This is a genomic window from Kordiimonas sp., from assembly GCF_048260245.1.
Lineage (GTDB): Bacteria > Pseudomonadota > Alphaproteobacteria > Sphingomonadales > Kordiimonadaceae > Kordiimonas.
This window is the reverse complement of the sequence record NZ_JBLXGZ010000020.1, coordinates 46214-71053: the sequence shown is the minus strand read 5'-3', so window position 1 is coordinate 71053 and position 24840 is coordinate 46214. Positions and strand designations below refer to the sequence as shown.

Genomic DNA, 24840 nt, shown 5'->3' with positions numbered 1-24840 from the left:
TCGCTGTTGATGTTGACGATTTTTTCAAGGAAGGCGACCTGGGCGTCAAAATCGGCCTCTACCGCCTTGACAATGGCTTGTTCTTCCGCGCTCAGGTTGTTTGTGTTCAGATGGTTCTGGGCCTGTGCGGGCAGGGCAAGGCTAAGGCTTATTGTGGTGGCGGCCAGCAAGTGGCGTATCGGCGCGGCTGTCATGGATTATTCCCCCTTTTATTACTCGGATGCACATACGCTAGCGCGCCGGGCGGACAAAAAAAAGCCTGCACTGTATAGGCGAAGGCTTTTATCTTTTATCGTACCCATAGAGGCGTGCTGGCCGCCAGCGCTATCAGCCCTGTTGAGGAAGCTATCCAGCGCAAGAAAGCTGCCAAGCTTGAAATAGCCAAAGGGGCGCCAATGTTTAAGACAAGGGTGGGTAAAGCCCGTATACGCGAGGAGACTATTTTGAAACTTCAATATGTTATTGCGGCAGCACTGTCGCTGGCGGGTACTTCGGGTACTGTTGTTTCGGCGCAAGACTTGCTGTTGACCGGCGCACATATCATTGACCCGGAAACGCGTCAGGTGACGGACGGCAACCTGCTGGTCAGGGATGGCAGGGTTGCCGGGCGCCCGGATAGCATACCTGCTGATTTTAATGGCGAGATTATCACGCTTGACGGTAAATGGGTCATGCCTGCCTTTGTGGACCTGCACACCCATTCATTTGGTGACGCCGTGCCGGGCGGACGCCCGGAAGGCCTGGGCACGCCAACCGTTGCCAAGCATTATCTTTACGCGGGCACAACAGCGTTTCTTGACCTGTTTGGCCATGAGCAGGGTCTGGTGGCCTTGCGTGCCAGCCAGCGCGCCGGTGAGTTTGGCGGTGCGGACCTTTATGCCAGCCTCTCATGCCTGACGGCACCCGAAGGCCACTGCACGGAATACGGCGTGCCGACACGCACGATGAGCTCCCCGGAGGAAGCGCGCGCATCGGTTGCCGATCTGGCGAAAAACAAGCCGGATGTGGTCAAATTTGTCTATTCCCCCAGCGACGACCAGCCCTCTATTGACAAAGCAACGCTTGTTGCCGGGATTGCGGAGGCCTCCCGCCACGGCATCAAGTCGGTGATCCACATTAAAACCTGGCAGGAAATGCGTGAAGCGGTGGAAGCGGGCGCGGCGGCGGTGACTCACACGCCGCAGGGTGACATGCCAGCCGATATTCCGGCGCTTCTGGTGTCGCACGGCGTGGTGAGTATCCCGACGATCACAGTGCATAATGAATATCTCAATTACTTCTTTGATCCGGCCATTCTGGCGGCACCGATGGCGCAGAAACTTGCGTCGGACCGTGTTAAGGCCGCGTACCGCAACACCGAGATGATCGCGCGCTACCAGCCGGGCTATGATGAGCGCAAGGCACGCAATGAGATGACACTTAAGTCCGTTGGTGCGCTGGCGGCGGGCGGCGTGTCTGTGCTGCTGGGCACGGACGGCGGCAATTGGGGCACGGTGCAGGGCTATTCCGTGCACCGGGAGATGATTAAACTGTCTGAGGCCGGGGTTGAGAACTGGCAGGTGCTGGCCGCTGCGAGCACGGGCGCTGCGGACTTTCTTGGCCTTGATTATGGTGTGCAGGACGGTGCGCTTGCCAACCTTGTCGTGCTTGAGGCCTCTCCGCTTGACAGCATTGCCAATACGCAGGCCATCTCGCTGGTGATAAAAGACGGCGTGGTGGTTGACCGTGAGGCACTGCTTGCCACGACAGACCAAGAGGGATGAAAAAAAGCCCCGGAGCGATCCGGGGCTTTCTTCTATCAGTTAAAAACGTGAAAGCTTAGAGCTTGCCAGCGTTTTTGCTGAGGTATGCAGCAACGCCATCAGCGTCTGCTTTCATGCCTTCGTCGCCTTTGTTCCAGCCAGCCGGGCAAACTTCGCCGTGCTCTTCATGGAACTGAAGCGCTTCAACGAGGCGGACAAATTCGTCCACGTTACGGCCAAGCGGCAGGTTGTTCACTGTTTGGTGCCAGACGAGGCCGTCCTTGCCAACGAGGAAGGTGCCGCGAAGCGCCACGCCGTCGCTCTCGATCAGGACATCATAGTCGCGGGCGATCTGTTTAGTGATGTCGGCAACCATCGGGAAATCAACCGGGCCAAGGCCGCCTTCAGACGTTGGCAGGTTACGCCATGCAACGTGGCTGAACTGGCTGTCAACCGAACAGGCCACAACCTTGACGCCAAGTTCCTTGAACTTTTTCATGCGGTTGTGGAAGGCGAGGATTTCCGACGGGCACACAAAGGTGAAGTCGAGCGGGTAGAAGAACAGCAGACCATAGTCGCCGTCCAGATATTCTTTGAAGTTAAATTCTTCGTTGATGCTGCCATCTTCCATGACGGCAACAGCGGTGAAATCAGGTGCTGGTTTAGCTGCGAGAACGGCCATGCGTCCCTCCTTGATCTTGTGTGGAAAACTAAAGGTTCAAACTGAATAGGCTCACGGACATCACCTGCCCAAAGGCGTAACACCCCGTGTGCCAGCGAGGCTAACTTTATGCTTCTCGCATGTAATTGCAACCGGGATTGGTCGATTATTGTTATCGACTATATCGATTAAATATATTTTTCATAAGTGGATTAATCGCTTTATAGCGTGCTGTCGCCTGCTTGGCAAGGTTTTGGCGTCCGGCGACAGGGTTAGCCCTCTGGTTTTCCGTGCAGACGGTTCCTATATGGAAGGAACGTTGCGAAGACGCGCCCGGGGGAGATGGTTTGGAAACGCTTGACGATGTGTTGCGCTATGGCACCATGAGCCTGCTGCTGTGGCTGGCTGTTTTGGTGCTGCGGGATTTTTGCGGCCATATCCGCGGGCGACTTGCTGTAGCGCTGGCGCTCAGCGAAATAACCTATCTGCTATGCTCGAAAAGCGGTGTCGCAATTTTTGGTATAGATCCCGATGTGGCCCTGTTTCCGCTGTGTTTTCTCAGTGGCGTGATCGCGTGGCTGTTCTGCCTGTCGCAGTTTGACGACCATTTTGAGCTGAAGCCCTGGCACTGGGCGGTGATCGGCGTGAAGCTTCTGGCGGGCACCATGCTGGCCATCAGCTATTTCACCGGGGGCAGCGTCATGCATCAGGGCGCTGTGGCGCTGTCGGGCTTGGTTGCCGTTGGTATACTGTTGCACCTTGTCTACATGATCTGGCAGGGCCGGGAAGACGACCTGATGCCCGCGCGGATGAAATTTCGCAGTGTGTTTGTCATCTCTGTCGTGGTGATTACCCTTGGTATCATGATTGCCGAGGTGTGGCTGATCGATATGGGCTGGAAGCTTTACCTGTTGCCGCTGCAATCGGCGTCCTTCTTTTGTATCACCTTTTTCGTCTTGTGGCGGGTCTCGGGCCCGGAGGGCATCGACCTGTTTGTCTTTGGCGACGCCGCACGCGAGGATGCGCCGAAGGCAGCCCCACCGGAAGACCGGCACGATCTGGCGGCGCTTGAGGCGCTGGTCGCGCGCGAGGCGTATCTGGAGCCGGGGCTGACAATCGCAGCGCTGGCCGAGCAGCTTAAAATGCCGGAGCACCGATTGCGCAGGCTCATCAACCAGCACCTTGGTTTCCGTAATTTTTCCGACTTCCTCAACCACTACCGGGTGACGGCGGCGCAGGTAAGGCTTGCGGATGCAGGGGCGCGTCATGTGCCGGTGCTCACCATCGCAATGGACCTTGGCTATGGTTCGCTCGGGCCGTTCAACCGCGCCTTCAAAGAGCGCACCGGCCTTACCCCGTCCGAATATCGGCGGCATGTGCTTACGAGCGCAGCCTAGCGCCGGAAAAGCCTTATCGATTTTTCAAAAAGCTCGTCGATTTTTTGAAAATCATCCCGATTTCGAAATCAGCAAGCTGCCTTCCCCATTTTCTGGCTGAATTGCGTCCAGCGAAGCCGCGGCATTACCGGCCTGATAGGGGGCAACCCTCAATCAGTCCTCGCCAGAACCGCGCTCGCCAACACAGGAAAGTTCATAGCGAGGAGATGGATCATGAACACATCAGGAAACGGTATTTTATCCAATTTGAAATTCGGGACGCTCTCCCACGGCACGGCGGCAGTTGCGCTTGGTGCGGTACTCGCTGTCGGGGCTATCATGGCCCCAGCAGCAAGTGCCGGGCCGGACGCACATGCTGGCGTGCCGGACCCCACCGGGTTCTGGCAAACTTCCGGTGGGGACAGAATGATCGAGGTGGCGCCGTGCAGCCCAAAAACAAGCAAGCTGTGCGGCACCATCCGCTGGGCCGAAGACCCGGCCGAAGTGGACGCAGTTGTGCTCAAGCGTTTTCGTCAGATCGGTGATCTTTGGGCGGGTGGCCAGGTCTACACGCCGGGCAAACGTCGCGGTGAAGATGGCCGTCTGACGCTGCTGAGTGCGGGCAAGCTTGAAGTGAGCGAATGCAAACGCGGCCTTTGCTCAAATGTGGTCTGGTCCCGCGTGGATGAGGCCGAGGTTGCCTCGCGCCGCGCAAAACTGATGGCACAGAACTAAAGACACCCCATGGCGAGGACGTGAGGAAAGGCGAGCTATGATGGCTCGCCTTTTTTAACGGATGAGACTTACTGGACGCGGGTGACGGTAAAGCCAAGGCCTTCCAACTGGTCCTGCACTGAGCCTTCACCGGCGAGGTGCCCGGCGCCGACGGCGATAAAAACGGTGCCTTCACCGTTCATCAGTTCCTGTATCTTCATGGCCCAGTCCCGATTGCGCGCCACCAGAAGCCGTTCGCGAAGGCTTTCCTGCCCCTCCATAGCACCATTCAGCTTGTGAGCGAGGACTTCGGTACGACCCGCCTGCCAATCAAGCGTTATATCATCGAGGAGGTCGGGCTGTTCGATCATTTGCCGCAGGCCATCCTCAAGGAACTTAAGTTCTTCATCGGGCTCCATGGCGCCAAAAAGGCTGATCTGCTGCTCCATTGTTTCAAAATAGCCCAGCGTCTTCCCGTTTTCGACCGCTTCGTGCCACAGGATCTTGTCGACGCCTGCTTCGGGGTCGCCGCCGCGCGCCTGCACTTGCAACGCGCCCAGGCTGACCCCGGCCAACCATGGCCGGTAGGCGGTAAACTGCTTCATGGCCCCTTGGGGCATGCCGAGAGCCGCTATGATGGTTTTAAAATCAGCTAGCCCCTGTGCGCTCAACCGTTCGGTAAATGGCACACCGGAGTGATTGACACCGTGTTTCATGATCAGCGGTTGCATCATCTGGGCAGTGGCCTGCACCACGGGGGCTTCACTATAATAGGTCCCGGCTTGTGCAAAGGCTGTGTCTATGGTGTTCGTGCGCCACTTGAGTGCCGGGTTCAGGATATGTACGGTGCCGAAAAGCCATATCTGGCTATCCTCATCCGTAAGCTGCCACAGGGCTGGGTTCGGGGCAGGCTTCGCAGTAGCTTCGGCACGGGCCGGGCTGGCGGCCCAAAGGGCAAAGACGACAAGTAAAGGCAGGAACAAAAGTGTGAAAAAGCGTGATTGGCTGAGCTGAGCAGCCTGACGGACGGGGAAACGTTTGGAAGCACGCGCGTGGCAAGCTGGCATGGTAATATCCTGACAAAGCAATGTACGAGGCTAAGACTGGTCCTTGATCATGGCCAAAGCAAGGTATGGCTCAAAACCGGTACTTATGAGCCACTGCGCACCAGTTGGTCCTTCAGCGCACGAACACAGGCCATCGCGATTTCCGACTGAAGCCGCATCTGGGTGCCATGGCCGTTTGCCGCGGCTTCATTCAGTCGGGACAAAGCTTCTTCAAGAAGCTCAAGCGTTGCTTTGATTTCTGCGGGCATGTCAGCGCGGAGGGTGCCGGCGGGTTCGGCCTGGCGGGCTGCGGGTGCCTTGGGCGCTGTGTCCATTGGGGTGTAGCGTGCGGCTTCCTGCGCAGGGCTAAGCGGCATCTTCAGTGTTTCGGCAACAGCTTCCCGAACCACGGCCGCAGCAACAGAGCCTATAACATTGCTGACCGGGTTTGCCGGTGCCGGACTTTCTTGTTCGGGCGGCTCGCCAGCAGCGGTTCGCAAGGCCGGTGTTTGCGTTTTTAATGCCGGGTTGTCGGCGCGGTCAGCGGGTTTTTGGCCATGTTCAAGTATGCGTTTCTGGATCGCGTCTTTGTCATGTGAAAAGGCGGCGCGCCGTGGCGCTGGCGAAGGATCGTCAAGAAAAAGCGGATCATCGTCTGCGTGATCCGCCATCAGGGCCTGCTGCGTGGCGATAACCGGTGTTAACCGACCCTCGAAACCTTCAAAGGAGCCGCCTGTGCCAAAAAGGGGCGCTGCCTCAAGGGTCCAGTGTTGATGGCTTTTTCCCAGATCAGGCATGTGAATGGGTGCATCATGAATTGTGCTTCGCCGCTGAAATGCGCGTGTGACGGGGTGACCAAGCTTGGTGTTCAGCCCCAGAAGGTCAAGCATGCCCATGCCGAGCGCGGCATCAATGCTGCCCAGAAGGCGACAGCCATAAGGCGAAATGGCTGTGATGAAGCCGTCGCGGTCGCTACGCCAGCTCCAGCCTCCGGGGCCCGGGTCGCGCAGCGGGCCTCTGTCTTCAGGCGTATCCGCGCCGGTCTCACCGTTTTCCGTTTCCCTTGCCGCAGGGGTAGTGGAATCGTCGGAGCTGGTTGTTTCGTAACCTTCGGGCGCGGTATCCTCAGCAGGCTGGATATGCTGTGGTTTTATTTCAGTCTCAGCGTCGGCCTCGGCCTTTGTCGTCGCCGTGTTGCGGGCATCGGTTTTGGGCTCGGCTTTTGATTGGGATTCCTGCATGGGCTGGCTCTTGCCTGGACGAACCAAAGGCTCGTCGTTTGCGGCTTCGACCATATGGGTGTCGTCCATGCGGGCACCGCCGGAAACACGTTCCGCGATCAGGTCTTCGTCTGTGCGTAAAATACGCAGGCTTGCGGTCTTTTCCGGATGCAGTGCCGTGATACTGGCCGCTTTATGACCGTTTGTTTTCTCATGCGCGCCGAGGTCGTCCCGCCAAAGTGCCAAGGTGGAGCGGCTGTCAAAAGGGGGGGCAGCGGGCGCAGCCCGCGCCAGCGCAATCCACACGTTTGCGGACAGGTCGCCGCGGGTTGCGATCAACTGATGATGTTCCCGGCCGGTTTCCTGAATAAGCGTGATGACCTCGTCTTCATCAAACGGCGCTTTGGTCAACAGGGCTTCGACAAGGCTTGCCCGGTCGTGGCATATGCGCAGCACCAGATCCATGGGCGGGTTTGACTGACTGGCCAGCAACTCCGCGACCGTGCGGCGACTTTCACTGTCTACATGGGGTAGAAGGGCCTCAATCACATCCAGAAGTTGGGCACGGGTGGGCTCGCGGGAGGGGGCTTTGCCGGTGAGAAAAAGGTCGACAAGGTTACGGAACAAGGTGGTCCGGTCTTCGCCGTCGCGCTCACGCGCGTAGGCGACCAGTTCCCTGATCCGAATGTCTAGCGCATTCATGTCGAACGCTGACGCTTTGCCCACTTCAATACCCACTTTAATTGTCGCCCGGCATCGCATTTATACGCCGATGTGAAGGCCGTCTCGTCCCGTCTGGTAACCAGCGTTTTATTTACTTTTGCATTTTTCTGGGCGTGGTGATTGTAGCCGCCGAATCACCCGCGCGGACATACTACCCAATTTGGTTTGTGATGCTAGCGTTGATTACAGTTAGAAATATAATTGTTTGAATTTGGAACTTTATTTCCGAAACCCGCTTCTATAGTATGCAGATCAGCTAGCCTTGGAAGTGGGCGGGCAAAGAGTTTTTTCAAGGAGTTTATCTGATGGGGCGTGTCAAACTTGACGCAGTCGACCGCAAAATCCTGTCGTGCCTTCAGTCCGAAGGCCGTATTACCAATGTGGAACTGGCGGAGCGTGTCGGCATCACTGCACCGCCTTGTCTGAGGCGGGTACGTGCTCTTGAAGAGGAAGGTTTCATCAAGGGTTATCATGCAGATCTCGATCAGGAGTCACTTGGCTATGGTTTGACCGTGTTTGCCATGGTGGGGCTTCACAGCCAGGCTGAAAGCGACTTGCAAAAATTTGAACAGCAGTGTGGCGGCTGGCCGATGGTGCGCGAGTGTTTCATGCTCAATGGCGAGATTGATTTTATACTAAAGATTGTCGCTCGTGATCTTGCGGCCTTTCAACAGTTCCTGACGGGTGAGCTGACTCCCTCGCCGAATGTGGCAAGTGTGAAAACCTCGCTGACCATTCGGACAAGCAAACACACACCCGGCGTTCCCTTGCCAGAGGTTTCCTAAACAGCGTTCCGGGGGTCATCCAATCGTGTCCGGGTCGGGACCGGCGGCGCGGGCAGGGGCGCGCCCGGGAGCAGAATACACTGATATTATTTTTATATGGCGTGCGGGTCGCCCCAATTTCATACTGAGGCCGCGACGGCAATAATACCTTCCATCGGAAACCAGATGGAAAGTTATCGTCGTGATCAAGCCAACTTCACTTGCTGCCCTGCTTTGTGGAACTTTCATGCTCCCCGCCGCTGCGATTGCCGAAGCAGGTGAGAGGCCACAACTGCTTGCCGCTGTCGTTGGTGCTGCGGCCTCGCAGGGGCTTGCGTCACGATCCGTCGATGCAGCGCCGGAAAACTCTGGCGGCATCTCTGGCGGCAACTCTGGCGACCTTGAAGCTGGTGATCACGAAACTACCATTGCTGGAAACCAAAACCCCGACAACGCGACGGGGGAGAAGGCATTGCGCGGCGTGGCGGTGGATATCAAGGGCAAGCTCTTTGCCGGCGGTGACCGTGCGGAAAATCCACAGTGGGTAGCACTACACAAGTTATATCGGCGGCGCGGCTTTCAACCTATCTGGTTGACACAAGAGGGCACCTGGCGTCAGCGTGTGTCCCTTTGGCAGAAAACTATTGCTTTTGCCGGAACCGAGGGGCTGAACCCTCGGGACTATGACCTTAAGCAACTGATTGAAAATCAGCAGCATATCGCCGGACAAGAAGATATCGCTGCGCTTGATATCGCCTTCAGCCAGCGGGCGATACATTTTGTGCATGACCTCATGGTCGGCCGTGCAAAACCGTCTGCGGTTTTCCCTGATCTTTTTCTCTTGCCGCAGAACCGGGATTTTGCCACGTCTGTTGAAGGTATGCTGGAACTGGGCAGCGAAACCGATATGAAACGCGCTATTCAGGAGATAGCGCCACAGCACCCACATTACGATATTCTGCGCGAAGCCCTGGCCCGTTACACAGCGATGCATGACGAGGTTGGCCCGCTGCCGGACATTGCTGCCGGTGAGTTGATCCGGCCCGGTGACCGCGACCCGCGCATGCCAAAGATCCGCAAACGCATGAAACTTCTCGGGCGTATTGAGGGTCAGAAGGGTGCTTTTGGCCGTATCGCCAGCTTTTTCGACACACTCGTCGGTTCAGGCCAAGACGACGATATAACCGATAATGATCAAAATTTTGCCTATGATGCCGAAACTGAGAAAGCCGTGCGCGAGTTTCAGAGGGCGAGTGGCGCTTATGTGGATGGTGTCATTGGCCCCCAAACCCTTGCTGCGTTGAATACCCCCATTGAAGATCGTATCGAGCAGATAAGGTTGTCGATGGAGCGCTGGCGCTGGCTGCCGCAGGACCTGGGCAAAAAATATGTCTTCGCCAATATTGCCGGCTATTATCTTCACGGTGTGCAGAATGACAATATCGTAGTTTCAAGCCCGATTATTGTCGGACAGGTTGCGCACCAGACACCGGCGTTCAGCAGTGTGATCCACGATGTGAAGTTTTATCCTGACTGGACAGTGCCCTATTCAATAGCGCGGCGCTATCTGCTGGAGAAAGTGCAAAAAGACCCCACCGTGATCGAGAAGCTCGGGTATGAAATCTACAAGGACAGGGCGCGCCTCGCCTGGGATCAGGTAGACGTTCAGCAGTTGTCAGAGCGGGATTTTCCGGGCTACCAGTTCCGGCAGAAGCCGGGGCCGAACAACGCGCTGGGCCTTGTGCGGTTTTCTGTCGATAACGATTATAGCATCTACCTGCATGATACGCCGAACCAGGATCTGTTTCAAAAGGGCAACCGTGCCTTTTCTTCCGGCTGTATCCGGGTGCAGGAGCGCGAGAAACTTGCGGTATTTCTGATGAAAGGAAACAGCAACCTGAACGCAGGCGACGTAGGGCAGCGGTTCAAGGCCAGTGAGGGTGCTGAACTGGAAACCGAAATTGTTCCGCTTACGAAAGAAGTGCCGGTACATCTGGTCTATATGACTGCGTGGGTGGACAAAAACGGGGATGTGCGTTTTGGCCCGGATATTTATGGCCGCGATGCCAAACTGATTGAGGCTCTTCGCCAGCAGGAAGGTCAGTTTTAGATTATGTCTGGTCGTTACCTTTCTTCTTTCTATACTGGCATTGTGATTTGTGCGGTTTCAGTCGGCATTTGGCGAACCGTCTCCTGGGATGAGGATGACGCTGCCGTCAGCAAGGCGGCGGAGGCAACGTCGTTTCAGCCGGCAACGGATAGTATTCTGCACGCAAATACATCTGTGCTGCGCCCGGAGGCGCGACCGCTAGGCAAAGTCATACCGCCGGTGGCTGGTTCGGTAACCGCGCACCCGCCACCGCCCAAAAACGCAATTGTCCCGCATCTTGATGAACGTCGGTTACATTTGCGTTCAATCCATACGCAGGAGGAAATCGACATCATATTCTGGCGCGACGGGGCTTATGTGAAAACTGCGCTTGAACGGTTGGACCATTTCCTTCGCGACCATCGCAGCGGTGATGTTATTCGCATGGACCCAGAGCTGTTCATGCTATTGCACCGGTTGTATGACGACATGGATGGTGAGGGGCCATATGAAGTGATCTCCGCTCACCGGTCAGCAAAAACAAATGCAATGTTGCGTGGCATTGGCCGCAATGTGGCCAAGAAAAGCCAGCATGTTCTCGGCAAAGCGATGGATGTTCGGCTGCCTGGCACCTCATTAAAACAGATGCGCGACACAGCGCTGGGGTACGGCATCGGGGGCGTGGGCTTTTACCCCGGGGACGGCTTCATCCATGTGGACACCGGCCGGCCACGTTTCTGGTGATGCTGTGCCGATAAAAAAAGCCCGCTCCTGAATGGGCGGGCTTTTAGCGACATGTATATTCAGGCTGCGCTTAGATGAACTCAATCTTTATGATCTCGTAATATCGTTCACCACCCGGGGTTTTTACTTCGACCTCGGAACCTACTTTGCGGCCAATCAGCGCTCGTGAGATGGGGCTTTGGTAACTGATTTTGCCTTTTTTCACGTCACCTTCATCAGCACCGACAATCTGGTAGACGACCTCTTCGTCGTCTTCATCAATCAGCGTTACTGTGGTGCCGAACACAACCTTGTCACCGGAAAGGGATGTCGGGTCGATCACCTGTGCGCGTGAAAGCTTGCCCTCGAGCTCCATGATGCGGCCTTCAATATGGCCCTGGCGCTCTTTGGCGGCATGATATTCGGCATTTTCCGACAGGTCGCCATGGGCGCGGGCTTCTTCAATAGCCAGCACGACTGAGGGGCGCTCTACGGATTTCAAATTCTTGAGTTCTGCAGCCAGACGGTCATAACCATCCTGAAGCATGGGGACTTTATCGTTCATTTATCCCGTCCATTTTCTCTTATTGTCATTTTCTGTGGGCTTTGAGCCCAGCGTACATAAAACAGGAGCGCCGGCCCATAGGGCCGGCGCCATTCATATTCTCATATCCACTTTTTGGCTAAAAATCAAGCCTGAAGCGGCTTACAGCCCGACCGCATCGTTGCCGTCGTTGCTCGGGAGCTGGCGAAGAATATTCGCTGGCGCCAACTCATAGCCCATTTGGGTCATGTGGTAAGGCGGTCCTGCTTCTAAAAGCGTCTCACGGGTGCGGGCAGTACCGGAAAATTTACAGACTCTCCCACCGATTTTTAGCTAATGGAGTATGACGAATGTCTGACGATACCATGTGTGATCTGAAAATTTCCGACTTTCAGGGCATTTTCGATTTTGCCTATCAAATACTGGGGTCCAGCGAGTTTGACTGGGACGAGCTATTGGAGCGGTTGCTTACTTTTCCACTTGATGATGAGACAAAGGAAACGCTGAGAGAATCGATTGAGACGATCAAAAATGATCCCACACTGGTTGATCTCAGCCAGGAAACAGTGAACGAGTATCTGGATGAATACGGCGATATACCACTGTGTGAACTGGCCGAAAATATCGAAGGCGGCGGCACCGGCGGCGGCACCAATGGTGGCGGTGTGGTAACCACCTCCTTTTATGAAGCTGTTCTGGCGGGGACGAGCGGCAACGACGAATTGTTTGGCAATACGCTGCGAGACTGGATCACGGGCGGTGACGGTTCCGACACATTGGCAGGCGGAGGTGGTGCAGATCTGCTCATTGGCGGCGCCGGTGATGACCGCCTCTATGCCGACGCGGTTGATGCTTTTCTGGATACCGTTGCAAATATCAGCAACAAGATATGGGCCGGCCTGGGTGACGATTTCCTCTATGGCGGCAACTCCCGGGATGTGATGGGCGGCGGTGACGGCGCCGACGAACTCGAGGGCGGAAACAGTGACGACACGCTGTATGGCGGCGCAGGCAATGACGAACTGGATGGCGGCGCAGGCGACGACCAGATGTTCGGCGGCGCAGGCAATGACTTTCTGGAAGCACGCGACGGCGATGATACCCTTTGGGGTGGTGCCGGTGACGACAATATGGATGGCGGCGCGGGCGCTGATACCTTCGGGTTTGTTACCGGGTCGGGCGACGACGAAATCTGGAGCTTCAACGCAGATGAAGACAGGCTGGACCTGTCAGGCACCGATTTTGACTTCACCGACATTGACGATGTCGCGGCACGGGCCACGACCGTCAGCAACGCCCAGAATGTATCCGGCGTGATGATCGATCTTGGTGGGGGCAACAGTGTATGGCTTGCCCAGTTTGACCTGGCCGATGTCTCCAGCATTGATGCGGTGTTCTAACGTCAGGCCATCACCATAAAAGAAAAAAAGCCGACCCGGTCAGGGTCGGCTTTTTGCATCTCTGCTACTATATTATTCAGGCAGCAAAGTCCTGCAGGCGTTTGACGTCCAGCGTCTTCTCGCGCAGTGCTTTCAGCGCCTGCACGGCTGCAGCGGCAGCGGCCATGGTGGTAAAGTAGGGCAGCTTCATCAAAAGCGCGGTATTCCGCAGCGCATAGCTGTCCTTGATCGCCTGTTTGCCTTCGGTGGTGTTGAACATCAGCTGTACTTCGCCGTTTTTCATCACATCCAGCACGTGGGGGCGCTGGCCGTCCGTTACCTTGAACACGCGCTTCACTTCAAGGTCGTTGGCCTTGAGGTAATCCGCTGTGCCACCGGTGGCGATAACGTCATAGCCCATGTCCAGAAGGTCCTTTACCAGTGGTACCAGCGCATATTTGTCGTTGTCGCGCACGGAAACAAACACCTGTCCTTCGGTCGGCAGTTTTACGCCGGCCGCAAGCTGGGACTTGTAGAAGGCCATGGCGAAGGTCTGGTCGATGCCCATCACTTCACCGGTTGATTTCATCTCAGGGCCGAGAAGCACGTCAACGCCCGGAAAGCGTGCCCACGGGATCACCACTTCTTTTACCGCCACATGGTCGGTAATCGGGTCCTTGAGCACAAAATCTGTCAGCTTGGCGCCCGCCATGACCTGTGCGGCAATCGCCGCAACCGGGTAACCCACGGCCTTGGCGACAAACGGCACCGTGCGGCTGGCGCGCGGGTTGACCTCAATCAGGTAAACCTCGCGGTCTTTCACCGCGAACTGCACGTTCATAAGGCCCACAACGTTCAGGGCCTTGGCCAGTTGTTTTGCCTGACGTTTGATTTCGTTCACGATACCGACAGGCAGGCTGTAGGGCGGCAGGCTGCACGCGCTGTCGCCTGAATGGATACCGGCTTCCTCGATATGTTCCATGATGCCGGCGATATGGATGTTGGTGCCGTCGGATAACGCGTCCACATCTACTTCAATGGCGTCTCGCAGGAAGGCGTCCACCAGCACGGGGCTGTCGCCCGAGACCTGCACCGCTTCGTTGATGTAGCGGTCAAGCCCTTCCTGGTCATGCACAATTTCCATCGCGCGGCCGCCCAGCACATAACTTGGGCGCAACAGCACAGGATAGCCAATGCGGTTGGCAACCTCGATAGCTTCGGCATGGCTGCGGGCAAGGCCGTTTTGCGGCTGCTTGAGGCCAAGGCGTTCAACGAGGTCCTGGAACCGTTCACGGTCTTCGGCAAGGTCGATGGCGTCCGGGCTGGTGCCCAAAATCGGGATGCCCGCAGCCTCAAGCGCGCTGGCGAGCTTGAGCGGGGTCTGTCCGCCAAACTGCACGATCACCCCTTTGACAGTGCCGTTTTCCTGCTCCTTGCGGATGATCTCGATCACATCTTCGGCGGTCAGCGGCTCAAAATACAGTCGGTCCGACGTGTCATAGTCGGTGGAGACCGTCTCAGGGTTGCAGTTGACCATGATCGTTTCATAGCCTGCGTCCGAGAGCGAAAAACAGGCATGACAGCAGCAATAGTCGAACTCGATACCTTGGCCGATGCGGTTGGGACCACCTCCAAGGATGATGACTTTTTCACGGTCGGTCGGGTTGGCTTCGCATTCCGCTACTTCGCCTGCTGCAAATGTCTCGTAAGCCGAGTACATGTATGGTGTGCGGGCGTCAAACTCGGCGGCGCAGGTGTCGATCCGCTTGTAGGTCGGGCGCACACCCATGTCATGGCGCGCCTTGAAGACCTCTGCTTCCGGCACACCGGCCAGCTGGCCAAGGCGGGCGTCTGAGAATCCAAGCATCTTGAGCTTCCTCAGCGCGCGCTCGTCTTTTGGAATGCCGCCGTCGGCGACCGTCTTCTCGGCGTCCACAATGCCCTTGAGCTGGCGCAGGAACCACGGCTCATAGTGTGTGATGGCGTTGATGTTCTCAAGGCTCATGCCCTCACGGATCGCCTGTGTGATGCGCAGAATACGATCCGGCTTGGCGACGCCAAGGTCACGTTTGATCGGTTTCAGGTCGCCTGAGCCGGGCTCATAACCGTCAAACTCGACCTCATTCAGCCCGGTTAGCCCGGTCTCCATCGAGCGCATGGCTTTTTGCAGGCTCTCCGAGAAGTTCCGACCCACGGCCATGGCCTCACCCACCGATTTCATCGACGTGCTCAGCACTTCCTGGCTACCGGCAAATTTCTCGAAGGTGAAGCGTGGCACCTTGGTAACCACATAGTCGATCGTCGGCTCAAACGACGCAGGCGTGACGCCGGTGATGTCGTTGTCGAGCTCATCCAGTGTGTAACCAACCGCCAGCTTGGCGGCGACCTTGGCGATCGGGAACCCCGTTGCCTTGGAGGCCAGCGCGGACGAGCGGCTGACACGCGGGTTCATCTCGATGACGATCAGGCGGCCGCTTTTCGGGTCCACCGCGAACTGCACGTTCGAGCCGCCGGTTTCCACGCCAATCTCGCGCAGTACCGCCACTGAGGCATTGCGCATCATCTGGTATTCTTTGTCTGTGAGCGTCAGGGCAGGGGCCACGGTGATGCTGTCACCGGTGTGCACGCCCATGGGGTCGACGTTTTCGATTGAGCAGATGATGATGCAGTTGTCGTTTTTGTCGCGCACCACCTCCATCTCATATTCTTTCCAGCCGAGGATGCTTTCCTCAACCAGCACTTCGTTGGTGGGGGAAGCATCAATGCCCGAGGCGACGATTTCAAGGAACTCTTCCTTGTTGTAAGCCACGCCGCCGCCGGTGCCACCCATGGTGAACGAGGGGCGGATAATGGCAGGCAGGCCGATCCACTCAAGGATTTCCAGCGCTTCCTCGACCGAGTGCGCGGTTTTACCCCGGCAGACCTCTAGGCCGATTTTTTCCATGGCTGCATTGAAGCGACGGCGGTCTTCTGCCTTGTCGATCGCATCTTCAGAGGCGCCGATAAGCTGCACACCGTATTTCTCCAGCGTGCCGTCCTGTGACAGCGCCAGTGCGGTATTGAGGCCTGTCTGGCCGCCCATGGTGGGCAGCACAGCGTCAGGGCGCTCTTTCTCGATAATCTTGGCGACAACCTCGGGCGTGATGGGTTCCACATAGGTGGCGTCTGCAAGCTCGGGGTCGGTCATGATGGTCGCGGGGTTGGAGTTCACGAGGATAACCCGGTACCCCTCTTCCCGAAGCGCCTTACATGCCTGCGTGCCCGAATAATCGAACTCACACGCCTGACCGATCACAATGGGACCGGCGCCGATGATCAGAATGCTTTTGATGTCGGTTCTTTTGGGCATTGGTGGTCCCTTATGTCTTAGGCTGCGGTTTTATGTTTTTGGATCATGTCCATGAACTCCTGGAACAGATAGAAGCTGTCCTGCGGTCCGGGGCTGGCTTCGGGGTGCTGCTGCACCGAGAAAATCGGCTTGTCGGTGCATTCAATGCCGCACACGGTTTTGTCGAACAGCGAGATATGGCTGATTTTGACATTCTCGGGCAGGCTGTCGCCGTCCACGCTGAAGCCGTGGTTCATGCTGGTGATTTCCACCTTGCCGCTACGTAGGTCCTGCACCGGATGGTTGGCGCCGCGGTGGCCCTGGTGCATCTTGTAGGTCTTGCCGCCGAAGGCAAGGGCCAGAAGCTGGTGGCCAAGGCAGATACCAAAGATCGGCAGGCCGGTGTCGATCAGCTTTTTAACGACAGGCAGGGCATATTCCCCGGTGGCCGCCGGGTCACCCGGGCCGTTGGCAAGAAAGATGCCGTCCGGGTTCAGCTTCATGATGTCGTCAAAGCTGGCGGTGGCGGGCACCACGGTCACCCGTGCGCCGGTCTCGGCGAGGCAGCGCAGAATATTATCCTTGGCGCCATAATCAACCGCCACCACATGGGCCTTGGCGTCCTTGAGCGTGCCGTAACCGTCCTTGACTGTCCATCGGGTGCCGTCCCAGTCGCGGTTTTCTGTTGCCGACACCTCTTTGGCGAGATCCATGCCTTTCAGTCCCGGCCAGTCTTGCGCTTTTTTCATGAGCGCGGGCAGGTCGAACGCACCGGCTTTATTATAGGCAACCACACCTGAGGGTGCACCCTTGGCGCGGATAAGGCGTGTCAGCTTGCGCGTATCGATGCCCGAAATGCCAACGAGGCCAACGCTTTCTGCCCAGTCGTGTAAATGCCCTTCCGAGCGGAAGTTGGCCGGGTCGGTTACATTTTCGCGCACCACAAGCCCGCGTGAGGCCGCGACATCACGTTCCATGTCCTCATGATTGGTGCCGACATTACCTATATGCGGGAAGGTGAAGGTGATGATCTGGCCCGCGTAGGACGGGTCGGTCAGAATTTCCTGATAGCCGGTCATGGAGGTATTGAAACAGACTTCGCCAACAGCGTCGCCCTCTCTACCAAAACCATATCCCCAGAAAACAGTGCCGTCACCGAGCACAAGAACAGCAGTGATATCGTCTGCCGGTGGTTTAGTGGGTAGTGTGGATTCGGTCATGGGGGCGTTTTCCTCCTGCCTCTCGGGTCACACATATCCCTTGATAATCAAGGGATTAGCTGCAGAAACCGCCCGCGTTAAGCGGTTGCTTGGCTGCAGCCAAATTGACGGGACAATAAGCGTAAGCCTCTGGCTGGTCAAGTAAAGATTTTATAAAAATATCTAATAAAATCAATGGGTTAAAAGGACCCTTCTTGTTTGCTTCAGATGCTGGCTTCAGGTATGATCTCGCCTTCCTTTTCGTGGAATTAAGGTGACAGGGCAATGTTACGGGACGAACTCAATCAGGCGATGAAAGCTGCAATGCGGGCGAAAGAAGCGCGCAAGCTGTCGACAATCCGCCTTATTCTTGCGGCGATTAAAGAAAAAGACATCGAACTCAGGACCGCCAATGCGGATGACCGCGACGATGATGCCGTGATCACCGACATCCTGTCGAAGATGGTCAAGCAGCGCAATGACAGCATCAAGGCCTATGAAGAAGCCGGACGCTGTGAACTGGCCGAGCGTGAACGCGACGAGATCGGCACCATTCAGGAGTTTCTGCCCAAGCAGTTGACGGACGCCGAGATCACCTCGGCCTGCCGCGAAGTGGTGGCGGAAATCGGTGCTTCGGGCCTCAAGGATATCGGCCGCTGTATGGCGGTGCTCAAGGAACGCTACGCGGGCCAGATGGATTTCGCCAAGGCAAGCGGTATGATCAAAAAGCTGCTGAACTAGTAGCACAGCGGATTTTTAGAAAAAAAACACCGGCACGGCTTGTTCGTGTCCGGTGTTTTTTATGCGGCATGCCGCGATCAGTGGGGTGGCATTAATCACGGTGTCTCTCTGTCGACTGGTTCACCGGTCTATCGCCCGGCAAGGGTGGTGAGCTCGCTTGTAGGCGCACCTTTCCGGCGCTTCTTGTCCTCTTTTTTATCATGCACTTTTTGCAGGCTGCGCGTGGTGTGAAGTATGATCTCGTCCTGCGGTGCCCATAGCGCGGCAAGTTTGCTCCAGAAACCGACATCACTGTGTTTGGCTTTGTATTTCTTGCCCATTGTTATCCTCCTGTGTGGCTGTTATCATTGATATCGCTGATCTTAGCATGAACACAAATTCATACTTTTAAGTCTGAGGCTTAGTTTTATTAAGGCAAGTCTATGCGCTATCGTTTGCAATCCCTCTCCGGTCTTCTAGCTTTTGACGCGGCCGCGAGGCATGGCAGTTTGACACTTGCCGCCCGGGAACTTGGGCGCACGCAGTCAGCTGTTAGCCAGCAGGTGAAAGGGCTGGAGGAGCAGGTTGGGGTGACGCTTTTCTCTCGGCGCCCGCGCGCTATTGAGCTGACAGGCGCCGGCCGTGTGCTGGCGCGCGCTGTTGCCCGCGCCCTTGAGGGCATTGATGCCTCGGTGAGTGAGATCAGCCGCAAGCATGAGCCCAATGTCATTCGCTTGACCGCCTATCACTCTTTTGCCATGCACTGGCTTATCCCGCGGCTGGCGCGTTTTAACCTCAGGCATCCGGAAGTTGACGTGCGGCTCAATGCTGATGACCGGGTGATTGATCTGGCGGCAGAAGGCTATGACCTTGCTGTCCGTGGTGGCCGCATCGGCTATCTGCCGGAGGGCGCGCAATCCATCCGGGATGAGGAGTATCTGCCGGTTTATGCACCGCAACTCGCGCCGGGCAAGGACCTGACGATTGAAGATGTCAGGAGCTACCCATTGCTGGGCTATGACGTGAAGGACTATCCGCTGCCCGGCAGTGAGGAAAGTAATCATTGGCGGCGTTGGTTTGATGTGAACGGCCTCAAGGGGGCGGAGCCCGTCATCAGTCGCAATTACAGCCATTCCGGCTTGCTGATTCAGGCTGCGCTTGTCGGCGCGGGCATTGGCATTGCGCCGCTGACAAATGCGTCGGAAGCTCTCGCGGACGGGCGGCTTAAATGTGTGCGTGGTGTGCCGCTGTCGGGCAACCAGTGTTTCTATCTTGTTCCGGCGCAGAAGCCCGCGCCGGAGGCAGTGGCCATGTTCGCGTCTTGGATTCGCGACGAGATGGCCGACATGGAAACAAGGCTTGGCGCTTTGAAAGTGGGAGAGGGCTAGATTTTTTGCGCCTTCCAGGCTGTATGGGAATTCACGCTATTATCTAAAGTGACCATGCGCTAAAAGCATGGTTTGCCGAAATATTGTTCTGGTTGGGTAATCGATGGCGCTTAGCCCGCAATTTCTTGATGAACTGAAGCACCGCTTCACGCTCTCTGACGTGGTTGGGCGGCAGGTGAAGCTTGTGCATCGCGGGCGTGAGCATTCCGGCCTGTGTCCGTTCCACAATGAAAAGTCACCGTCTTTCACTGTGAATGACCAGAAGGGTTTTTACCACTGTTTCGGCTGCGGTGCCCATGGCAGCGTGATCGACTTTGTCATGAACACCCAGGGCATGGAGTTCATGGAAGCGGTGGAAGTGCTGGCGGGCGAAGCGGGCATGGATGTGCCCAAGCCAAGCCGCGAGCAGGTGGAGCGTGACAAGAAACGCTCAACCCTGGCCGAGGTGATGGACACGGTAGCCAAATGGTATATGGCGCAGCTCAAGGGCCAGATTGGCCGCGCGGCATACGACTATATCAAAGGGCGGGGCCTGACAGACGAGACACTCACCCGGTTCCAGATGGGCTATGCGCCGGCAAACCGCACCGCGCTCAAGGACGCGATGATCGCGCGTGACATCGGCGAAGATCAACTTATCGAGACCGGCATGCTGATCAAGCCCGAGGGCGGCGGCGCATCCTACGACCGCTTCCGCGACAGGCTGATGTTCCCGATCACTGACCGGCAGGGGCGGGTGATTGCGTTCGGCGGGCGGGCGCTCAGTAAAGATGCCAAAGCCAAATATCTCAACAGCCCTGAAACCACGATCTTCCACAAGGGCGCCACGCTGTATAATTGGGCCAACGCGCGGGCCGCTTCCTATGACGCGGGGCAGGTCATGGTGGTTGAAGGCTATATGGATGTGATCGCGCTGGCGCAGGCGGGTATTGATTATGCTGTCGCACCCCTTGGTACCGCGCTGACGGAAGAGCAGATTTCCCACCTGTGGCAAATGGCCGATGAGCCGATCCTGTCATTTGATGGTGACAACGCGGGCATTCGGGCGGCAGGCCGTGCGGTCGAGCGCGCGTTACCGATGCTCAAAGCAGGCAAGTCGCTCAGGTTTATCATCATGCCGGACGGCGAAGACCCGGACAGCCTTGTGCAGAAAGAGGGCCGTCAGGCGATTGAACGGTTGATCGACAGCGCGAGCCCCCTTGTGAATGTATTGTGGACCAATCTGACGACCGCCGTGGCGTCGGATACGCCGGAGCGCCGCGCGGGGCTGGAGAAAAAAATCTTCGGTGCACTGTCGGAGATTGAAGACGAAAATATCAAAAAACTGTACCAAAGCGAATTCCGTAGCCGCCTGTGGGAACTGTTCAAGCCGGTACGTAAATCCGGTGGCCAGCGCAGTCAGGGCCGGGGCGGGCAAAATGGCGGCTTTCAAAGTGGCGGGTATCAGGGAGGGCGCAGCAAGGGCGGCTATCGTCCGCGCGAGCCAATGGCGACCGGTCTTCTGGGCCAAACCTCTATCGGGCGCGGGCGTGGCAGCGGGCCGGTGACCGACCGGATCGAGAAGGTGATTATCCTCACTCTGGTGCATCATCCGGAGATCATGATCAAACATGAGGAAGAGGTCGCACGGCTTGAGTTCACCTATCCGGGGCTTGACGGCATACGCAATGCGCTATTAGAGAAGGCCGCGCTCGCGGAAAGACTTGACCATGAGGCTGTCATTACCCATTTGGAAGGCAGACCCGAAATGGTGGTTCTTGAGAAATTGATGCATGAGCGCGGATTGCGCGACGACTGGTTTGCGTGGGACGATGCGGCGCTTTCTGATGCGCTGACGGGTTTTGAGCATATTGTCTCGCGATTCCAGCATATTACAGCGGCACACGCTGAATATGTGCAGGCGGAAGCCGATTATGCGGCGGATATGACAGACGAAAATCACGCGCGGTTTGTGGCAGCACAAGAGGCCTACCGCGCACTGGAAGAAAAAGAAGCCGACAAAGATGGCTACCGCCTCGAATCAGGACGGTTTTCTTTCAATTAATATGGTATAGACTGCGATTCGCGCAGATCTGGAGAGAAAATACATGGCAAAAGATGCGAATCAGGACGACGACAAGGACACCGGCGGGGAAGAAACTACCTCTGGCCCGATCGTCGATTCTGCGGAAGCTGCTGTCAAAAAGATGATCGCCAAGGCGAAGGAGCGAGGCTACATCTCCTATGATGAGCTCAATAACGCCCTTCCGACCGAGGAAATGTCATCTGAGAAAATCGAAGACATCATGACGATGCTGTCCGAAATGGGCATCAACGTGATCGACGGCGACGACCCTGACGAACAGGAAGGGGAAGCCGAATCGAAAAAAGATGATGACGAGGAAGAACAGGAAGAGTTCAAACCCGCTGACAAGAAGGAAGCGGGCGACCGCACCGACGACCCTGTGCGCATGTATCTGCGCGAGATGGGCTCGGTAGAACTTCTGTCACGTGAGGGCGAGATCGCCATCGCGAAGCGTATTGAGGCCGGCCGCGCCACGATGATCGAGGGGCTATGCATGAGCCCGCTCACCTTCCGTGCCATTATCGAATGGGCCGAGCGTCTCGAGAACGAAGAGATGCTGCTGCGTGATATCATCGACCTTGAAGCCACTTTGGGCAAAGAGCCCAACAGTGCTGACCTTGAGGACGAAGATGGCGGCGATGTGCTGAAGGAAGGCAAGGAAGGCAAGGAAGGCGAGTCCGCTACCGATGCGGAAGGCAAGGAGCCTGCCAAAGCCGAAGACAGCACGCAGGAGGAGAAAGCTGCCGTGCGCTCGACGTCTGACGAAGATGACGAGGAAGGCGGCGAAGGCGACGGTGAAGCCAAAAGTCGCGACGATGACGATGACGATGATGACGAGGAAGCGGCCATGTCGCTTTCCGCCATGGAGGCGCACCTCAAGCCGGAAACCATCGAGAAATTCCAGCTCATCACCGGCACCTATAAAAAATATGCCAAGCTGCAGGACGCGCGTCTCGCGGCGGCGGTATCCAACGATACGCTGTCGACACCGCAGGAGCGCCGCTTCAAGAACCTGCGTGAGGAATTGATCGCGCTCGTGAGCTCAGTCAAGTTCAACAATATGCGTATTGAAGAGCTGGTAGACGAGCTTTACGGCCTGAATAAGCGCCTGATGAGCTTGTCTGGCCGCTTGCTGCGTCTTGCAGAAAGCCACAAGGTCAGCCGTGTTGCTTTCCTTGAGGAATATCAGGGTAACGAGCTTGAGGAAGACTGGGCCGAACGGGTTGGTAAACTCAAAGGCAAAGGCTGGGCATCGTTTGTTGCTGGCGAAGCTGTTGCCATTAACAATATCCGCGATCAGGTTAGCGAAGTTGTTGGCCGCACTGGCCTGCATGTGGCTGAATTCCGCCGTATCGTACGCACGGTGCAAAAGGGTGAAAAAGAAGCCCGTATCGCCAAGAAAGAAATGGTGGAGGCCAACCTCCGCCTCGTGATTTCGATTGCGAAAAAATATACTAACCGTGGCTTGCAGTTCCTCGATCTCATTCAGGAAGGTAACATCGGCCTGATGAAGGCGGTGGACAAGTTCGAATATCGCCGTGGCTATAAATTCTCGACCTACGCCACATGGTGGATCAGGCAGGCAATAACCCGCTCGATCGCCGATCAGGCGCGCACAATTCGTATTCCGGTGCACATGATCGAGACGATCAACAAGCTGGTACGCACGGGTCGCCAGATGCTGCACGAAATTGGCCGCGAGGCGACGCCGGAAGAACTGGCGGAACGTCTTTCGATGCCGCTTGAAAAAGTGCGCAAGGTGATGAAGATCGCCAAAGAGCCAATCTCGCTTGAAACACCCATCGGTGACGAGGAAGACAGCCACCTTGGTGACTTCATCGAAGATAAAAACGCCATCCTGCCGGTGGATGCGGCGATCCAGAGTAACCTGCGTGAAACCACCACGCGCGTACTGGCATCCCTCACCCCGCGTGAGGAGCGCGTGCTCAGGATGCGGTTTGGTATCGGCATGAACACCGACCATACGCTTGAGGAAGTGGGCCAGCAATTCTCGGTCACGCGGGAACGTATCCGCCAGATCGAGGCCAAGGCGCTGAGGAAACTCAAGCACCCAAGCCGGTCGCGGCAGCTCAGAAGCTTCCTCGATACCTAAGGGTATGGGGGCGAGACGCACATCAAATGGGGGTAGCCTTCGCTGGCTGCCCCTTTTTGTTTTGGCTGTGCTTTGCACCGCCGCCGTGCGGGCAGGCGACTATATAACCATATCCGACAATCATGGTCGCCGCCTTGTTGACACCCAGGTTGATGGTCACGGCAGCTTCCCGTTCCTGCTTGATACCGCTGCGAGCCATACAGTGGTGTACCGGAAGCTTGTCAGCGAGGCGGGGCTGGCGGCGATCCCTTTACGGTCGAGCACGGTTTTTACCGCGACAGGCAGGCGGGAAATGCAGATATACCGCATTACAGCCGTCACGGCCCTTGGAAGGGTGATGCCGGTCGGTGAAACCGTCGCCATGCCGGACCCGGGCGGCGGGCCAGCGACGCCGTATGGTATTCTGGGGGCCGATTTCCTGCGCGGCCATGTTCTGGTGGTTGACGGTGGGCGTGTCCGCCTTTTGTCAGGCAGGGCAGCATTTCAACCCGATACGGACCCTGATTATCGTTGGCACGCTGTCGCAGGGCGGGCAGTGGGGCGCGGCTCGGTTGCGGTGGACGTTGTGGTGGCCGGGCTTGTGATGCCTGCAATCATTGATACCGGTGCGGCTGCAACGGTTATCAACCCGCGTGCGGCTGACCGGCTCAGGCAGGACACATCAGGCGATATTGATTTTAACGCTGCAACCCTGTCAGCGGCAGCGGGGCGCATGCAGGCGGAAAGCCTGCACGTTCCCAGGCTGGACGTCGGCGGTGTGGTGCTTCGGGATGTTGACATTCTGTCGGCCAACCTGCCGGTGTTCACCACCTACGGGGCCGCGCGGGCGCCTGCTATGATCTTGGGCGCCGATATCCTGTTTGGCCAGCCTGTCGCGATCGATTTTGAGCACAGGGTGGTTTATCTCGGCCAGCAAAAAAACTGACTGAAGGCAAGGCTGAGGTCAGGTTTCGCCCTTTCCTGAAGTGGGCGAGGCTGAAAATTTCCACGGCATTTTAGCTAAGTGTTGGTTTTATTCAAAAATTAACATATTAACTTTCTGTTAA

The 24840-nt window shown here is 56.8% G+C and carries 19 protein-coding genes and 1 pseudogene; 12 read left to right on the top strand and 8 right to left on the bottom strand.

Features of this window, described 5'->3' with window-relative positions; genetic code table 11:
- Nucleotides 1–194 (bottom strand): annotated as a pseudogene (locus tag ACN0VM_RS11485) (hypothetical protein); the annotation flags it as partial.
- A 201-nt stretch (nucleotides 195–395) separates the two neighbouring features.
- On the opposite strand from ACN0VM_RS11485, the gene ACN0VM_RS11480 reads away from it, so the two are divergent.
- On the top strand, nucleotides 396–1763 hold the full coding sequence (locus tag ACN0VM_RS11480) for an amidohydrolase family protein (protein WP_417451026.1): 1368 nt from the start codon (nucleotides 396–398) through the stop codon (nucleotides 1761–1763).
- A gap of 55 nt (nucleotides 1764–1818) precedes the next feature.
- On the opposite strand, the gene ACN0VM_RS11475 is transcribed toward ACN0VM_RS11480, so the two are convergent.
- Nucleotides 1819–2424 (bottom strand): peroxiredoxin, encoded by a 606-nt coding sequence (locus ACN0VM_RS11475; protein WP_417451025.1) that lies wholly within the window; start codon nucleotides 2422–2424, stop codon nucleotides 1819–1821.
- 326 nt (nucleotides 2425–2750) lie between these two features.
- Between ACN0VM_RS11475 and ACN0VM_RS11470 the strand changes: the two genes are divergently transcribed.
- Together ACN0VM_RS11470 and ACN0VM_RS11465 are read left to right on the top strand one after the other, a co-directional pair.
- Nucleotides 2751–3800, top strand: coding sequence for a helix-turn-helix domain-containing protein (locus tag ACN0VM_RS11470; RefSeq protein ID WP_417451024.1), 1050 nt, complete (start codon nucleotides 2751–2753; stop codon nucleotides 3798–3800).
- 213 nt (nucleotides 3801–4013) lie between these two features.
- Nucleotides 4014–4514 carry a hypothetical protein gene (locus tag ACN0VM_RS11465; protein WP_417451023.1) on the top strand — a complete coding sequence of 167 codons (501 nt, stop codon included), beginning with the start codon at nucleotides 4014–4016 and terminating at the stop codon, nucleotides 4512–4514.
- A 68-nt stretch (nucleotides 4515–4582) separates the two neighbouring features.
- On the opposite strand, the gene ACN0VM_RS11460 is transcribed toward ACN0VM_RS11465, so the two are convergent.
- Nucleotides 4583–5560 carry a TraB/GumN family protein gene (locus ACN0VM_RS11460; protein ID WP_417451022.1) on the bottom strand — a complete coding sequence of 326 codons (978 nt, stop codon included), beginning with the start codon at nucleotides 5558–5560 and terminating at the stop codon, nucleotides 4583–4585.
- A gap of 83 nt (nucleotides 5561–5643) precedes the next feature.
- Nucleotides 5644–7497 (bottom strand): hypothetical protein, encoded by a 1854-nt coding sequence (locus ACN0VM_RS11455; protein WP_417451021.1) that lies wholly within the window; start codon nucleotides 7495–7497, stop codon nucleotides 5644–5646.
- 290 nt (nucleotides 7498–7787) lie between these two features.
- Between ACN0VM_RS11455 and ACN0VM_RS11450 the strand changes: the two genes are divergently transcribed.
- From ACN0VM_RS11450 to ACN0VM_RS11440, 3 genes are all read left to right on the top strand, one after another.
- Nucleotides 7788–8267 carry an Lrp/AsnC family transcriptional regulator gene (locus ACN0VM_RS11450; protein WP_417451020.1) on the top strand — a complete coding sequence of 160 codons (480 nt, stop codon included), beginning with the start codon at nucleotides 7788–7790 and terminating at the stop codon, nucleotides 8265–8267.
- A gap of 226 nt (nucleotides 8268–8493) precedes the next feature.
- Nucleotides 8494–10356 carry a L,D-transpeptidase family protein gene (locus ACN0VM_RS11445; RefSeq protein ID WP_417451019.1) on the top strand — a complete coding sequence of 621 codons (1863 nt, stop codon included), beginning with the start codon at nucleotides 8494–8496 and terminating at the stop codon, nucleotides 10354–10356.
- Nucleotides 10357–10359: 3 nt separating this feature from the next.
- On the top strand, nucleotides 10360–11079 hold the full coding sequence (locus tag ACN0VM_RS11440) for a DUF882 domain-containing protein (RefSeq protein ID WP_417451018.1): 720 nt from the start codon (nucleotides 10360–10362) through the stop codon (nucleotides 11077–11079).
- Between the two features lie 70 nt (nucleotides 11080–11149).
- On the opposite strand, the gene greA is transcribed toward ACN0VM_RS11440, so the two are convergent.
- Entirely contained in the window at nucleotides 11150–11623 is a 474-nt protein-coding gene (gene greA / locus ACN0VM_RS11435; RefSeq protein WP_417451017.1) for a transcription elongation factor GreA, read from the bottom strand.
- Nucleotides 11624–11952: 329 nt separating this feature from the next.
- On the opposite strand from greA, the gene ACN0VM_RS11430 reads away from it, so the two are divergent.
- Nucleotides 11953–13002: a calcium-binding protein gene (locus ACN0VM_RS11430; protein WP_417451016.1), complete on the top strand. Its 1050-nt coding sequence runs from the start codon at nucleotides 11953–11955 to the stop codon at nucleotides 13000–13002.
- A gap of 76 nt (nucleotides 13003–13078) precedes the next feature.
- On the opposite strand, the gene carB is transcribed toward ACN0VM_RS11430, so the two are convergent.
- Together carB and carA are read right to left on the bottom strand one after the other, a co-directional pair.
- Entirely contained in the window at nucleotides 13079–16330 is a 3252-nt protein-coding gene (gene carB, locus ACN0VM_RS11425) for a carbamoyl-phosphate synthase large subunit (protein ID WP_417451015.1), read from the bottom strand.
- 17 nt (nucleotides 16331–16347) lie between these two features.
- Nucleotides 16348–17529 carry a glutamine-hydrolyzing carbamoyl-phosphate synthase small subunit gene (gene carA, locus ACN0VM_RS11420; protein WP_417451014.1) on the bottom strand — a complete coding sequence of 394 codons (1182 nt, stop codon included), beginning with the start codon at nucleotides 17527–17529 and terminating at the stop codon, nucleotides 16348–16350.
- Nucleotides 17530–17793: 264 nt separating this feature from the next.
- On the opposite strand from carA, the gene ACN0VM_RS11415 reads away from it, so the two are divergent.
- The gene (locus ACN0VM_RS11415; RefSeq protein WP_417451013.1) at nucleotides 17794–18249 is read left to right on the top strand and encodes a GatB/YqeY domain-containing protein; all 456 of its coding nucleotides are present in this window, start codon (nucleotides 17794–17796) and stop codon (nucleotides 18247–18249) included.
- A 128-nt stretch (nucleotides 18250–18377) separates the two neighbouring features.
- On the opposite strand, the gene ACN0VM_RS11410 is transcribed toward ACN0VM_RS11415, so the two are convergent.
- Nucleotides 18378–18569: a hypothetical protein gene (locus tag ACN0VM_RS11410; RefSeq protein WP_417451012.1), complete on the bottom strand. Its 192-nt coding sequence runs from the start codon at nucleotides 18567–18569 to the stop codon at nucleotides 18378–18380.
- Between the two features lie 102 nt (nucleotides 18570–18671).
- Between ACN0VM_RS11410 and ACN0VM_RS11405 the strand changes: the two genes are divergently transcribed.
- The 4 genes from ACN0VM_RS11405 (at nucleotide 18672) to ACN0VM_RS11390 (ending at nucleotide 24719) form a co-directional block, all read left to right on the top strand.
- Nucleotides 18672–19616, top strand: a complete 945-nt coding sequence (locus tag ACN0VM_RS11405; RefSeq protein ID WP_417451011.1) for a LysR substrate-binding domain-containing protein — start codon at nucleotides 18672–18674, stop codon at nucleotides 19614–19616.
- Nucleotides 19617–19719: 103 nt separating this feature from the next.
- On the top strand, nucleotides 19720–21660 hold the full coding sequence (dnaG, locus tag ACN0VM_RS11400; protein WP_417451010.1) for a DNA primase: 1941 nt from the start codon (nucleotides 19720–19722) through the stop codon (nucleotides 21658–21660).
- Nucleotides 21661–21703: 43 nt separating this feature from the next.
- A complete protein-coding gene (gene rpoD, locus ACN0VM_RS11395) occupies nucleotides 21704–23794 on the top strand; it encodes an RNA polymerase sigma factor RpoD (RefSeq protein WP_417451009.1) in 2091 nt (696 codons plus the stop codon).
- Between the two features lie 4 nt (nucleotides 23795–23798).
- A complete protein-coding gene (locus tag ACN0VM_RS11390) occupies nucleotides 23799–24719 on the top strand; it encodes a retroviral-like aspartic protease family protein (RefSeq protein ID WP_417451008.1) in 921 nt (306 codons plus the stop codon).
- Nucleotides 24720–24840: the final 121 nt, after the last annotated feature.

Excerpts from the sequence above, each read along its gene's own strand:
- ACN0VM_RS11460 (WP_417451022.1), bottom strand. The coding sequence starts at position 5,560 with ATGCCAGCTTGCCACGCGCGTGCTTCCAAACGTTTCCCCGTCCGTCAG.
- ACN0VM_RS11415 (WP_417451013.1), top strand. The coding sequence starts at position 17,794 with ATGTTACGGGACGAACTCAATCAGGCGATGAAAGCTGCAATGCGGGCG.
- ACN0VM_RS11430 (WP_417451016.1), top strand. The coding sequence starts at position 11,953 with ATGTCTGACGATACCATGTGTGATCTGAAAATTTCCGACTTTCAGGGC.
- ACN0VM_RS11480 (WP_417451026.1), top strand. The coding sequence starts at position 396 with ATGTTTAAGACAAGGGTGGGTAAAGCCCGTATACGCGAGGAGACTATT.
- ACN0VM_RS11475 (WP_417451025.1), bottom strand. The coding sequence starts at position 2,424 with ATGGCCGTTCTCGCAGCTAAACCAGCACCTGATTTCACCGCTGTTGCC.
- dnaG (WP_417451010.1), top strand. The coding sequence starts at position 19,720 with ATGGCGCTTAGCCCGCAATTTCTTGATGAACTGAAGCACCGCTTCACG.
- greA (WP_417451017.1), bottom strand. The coding sequence starts at position 11,623 with ATGAACGATAAAGTCCCCATGCTTCAGGATGGTTATGACCGTCTGGCT.
- ACN0VM_RS11465 (WP_417451023.1), top strand. The coding sequence starts at position 4,014 with ATGAACACATCAGGAAACGGTATTTTATCCAATTTGAAATTCGGGACG.
- rpoD (WP_417451009.1), top strand. The coding sequence starts at position 21,704 with ATGGCAAAAGATGCGAATCAGGACGACGACAAGGACACCGGCGGGGAA.
- ACN0VM_RS11390 (WP_417451008.1), top strand. The coding sequence starts at position 23,799 with ATGGGGGCGAGACGCACATCAAATGGGGGTAGCCTTCGCTGGCTGCCC.
- carA (WP_417451014.1), bottom strand. The coding sequence starts at position 17,529 with ATGACCGAATCCACACTACCCACTAAACCACCGGCAGACGATATCACT.
- ACN0VM_RS11445 (WP_417451019.1), top strand. The coding sequence starts at position 8,494 with ATGCTCCCCGCCGCTGCGATTGCCGAAGCAGGTGAGAGGCCACAACTG.
- ACN0VM_RS11450 (WP_417451020.1), top strand. The coding sequence starts at position 7,788 with ATGGGGCGTGTCAAACTTGACGCAGTCGACCGCAAAATCCTGTCGTGC.
- ACN0VM_RS11405 (WP_417451011.1), top strand. The coding sequence starts at position 18,672 with ATGCGCTATCGTTTGCAATCCCTCTCCGGTCTTCTAGCTTTTGACGCG.
- ACN0VM_RS11410 (WP_417451012.1), bottom strand. The coding sequence starts at position 18,569 with ATGGGCAAGAAATACAAAGCCAAACACAGTGATGTCGGTTTCTGGAGC.
- ACN0VM_RS11440 (WP_417451018.1), top strand. The coding sequence starts at position 10,360 with ATGTCTGGTCGTTACCTTTCTTCTTTCTATACTGGCATTGTGATTTGT.
- carB (WP_417451015.1), bottom strand. The coding sequence starts at position 16,330 with ATGCCCAAAAGAACCGACATCAAAAGCATTCTGATCATCGGCGCCGGT.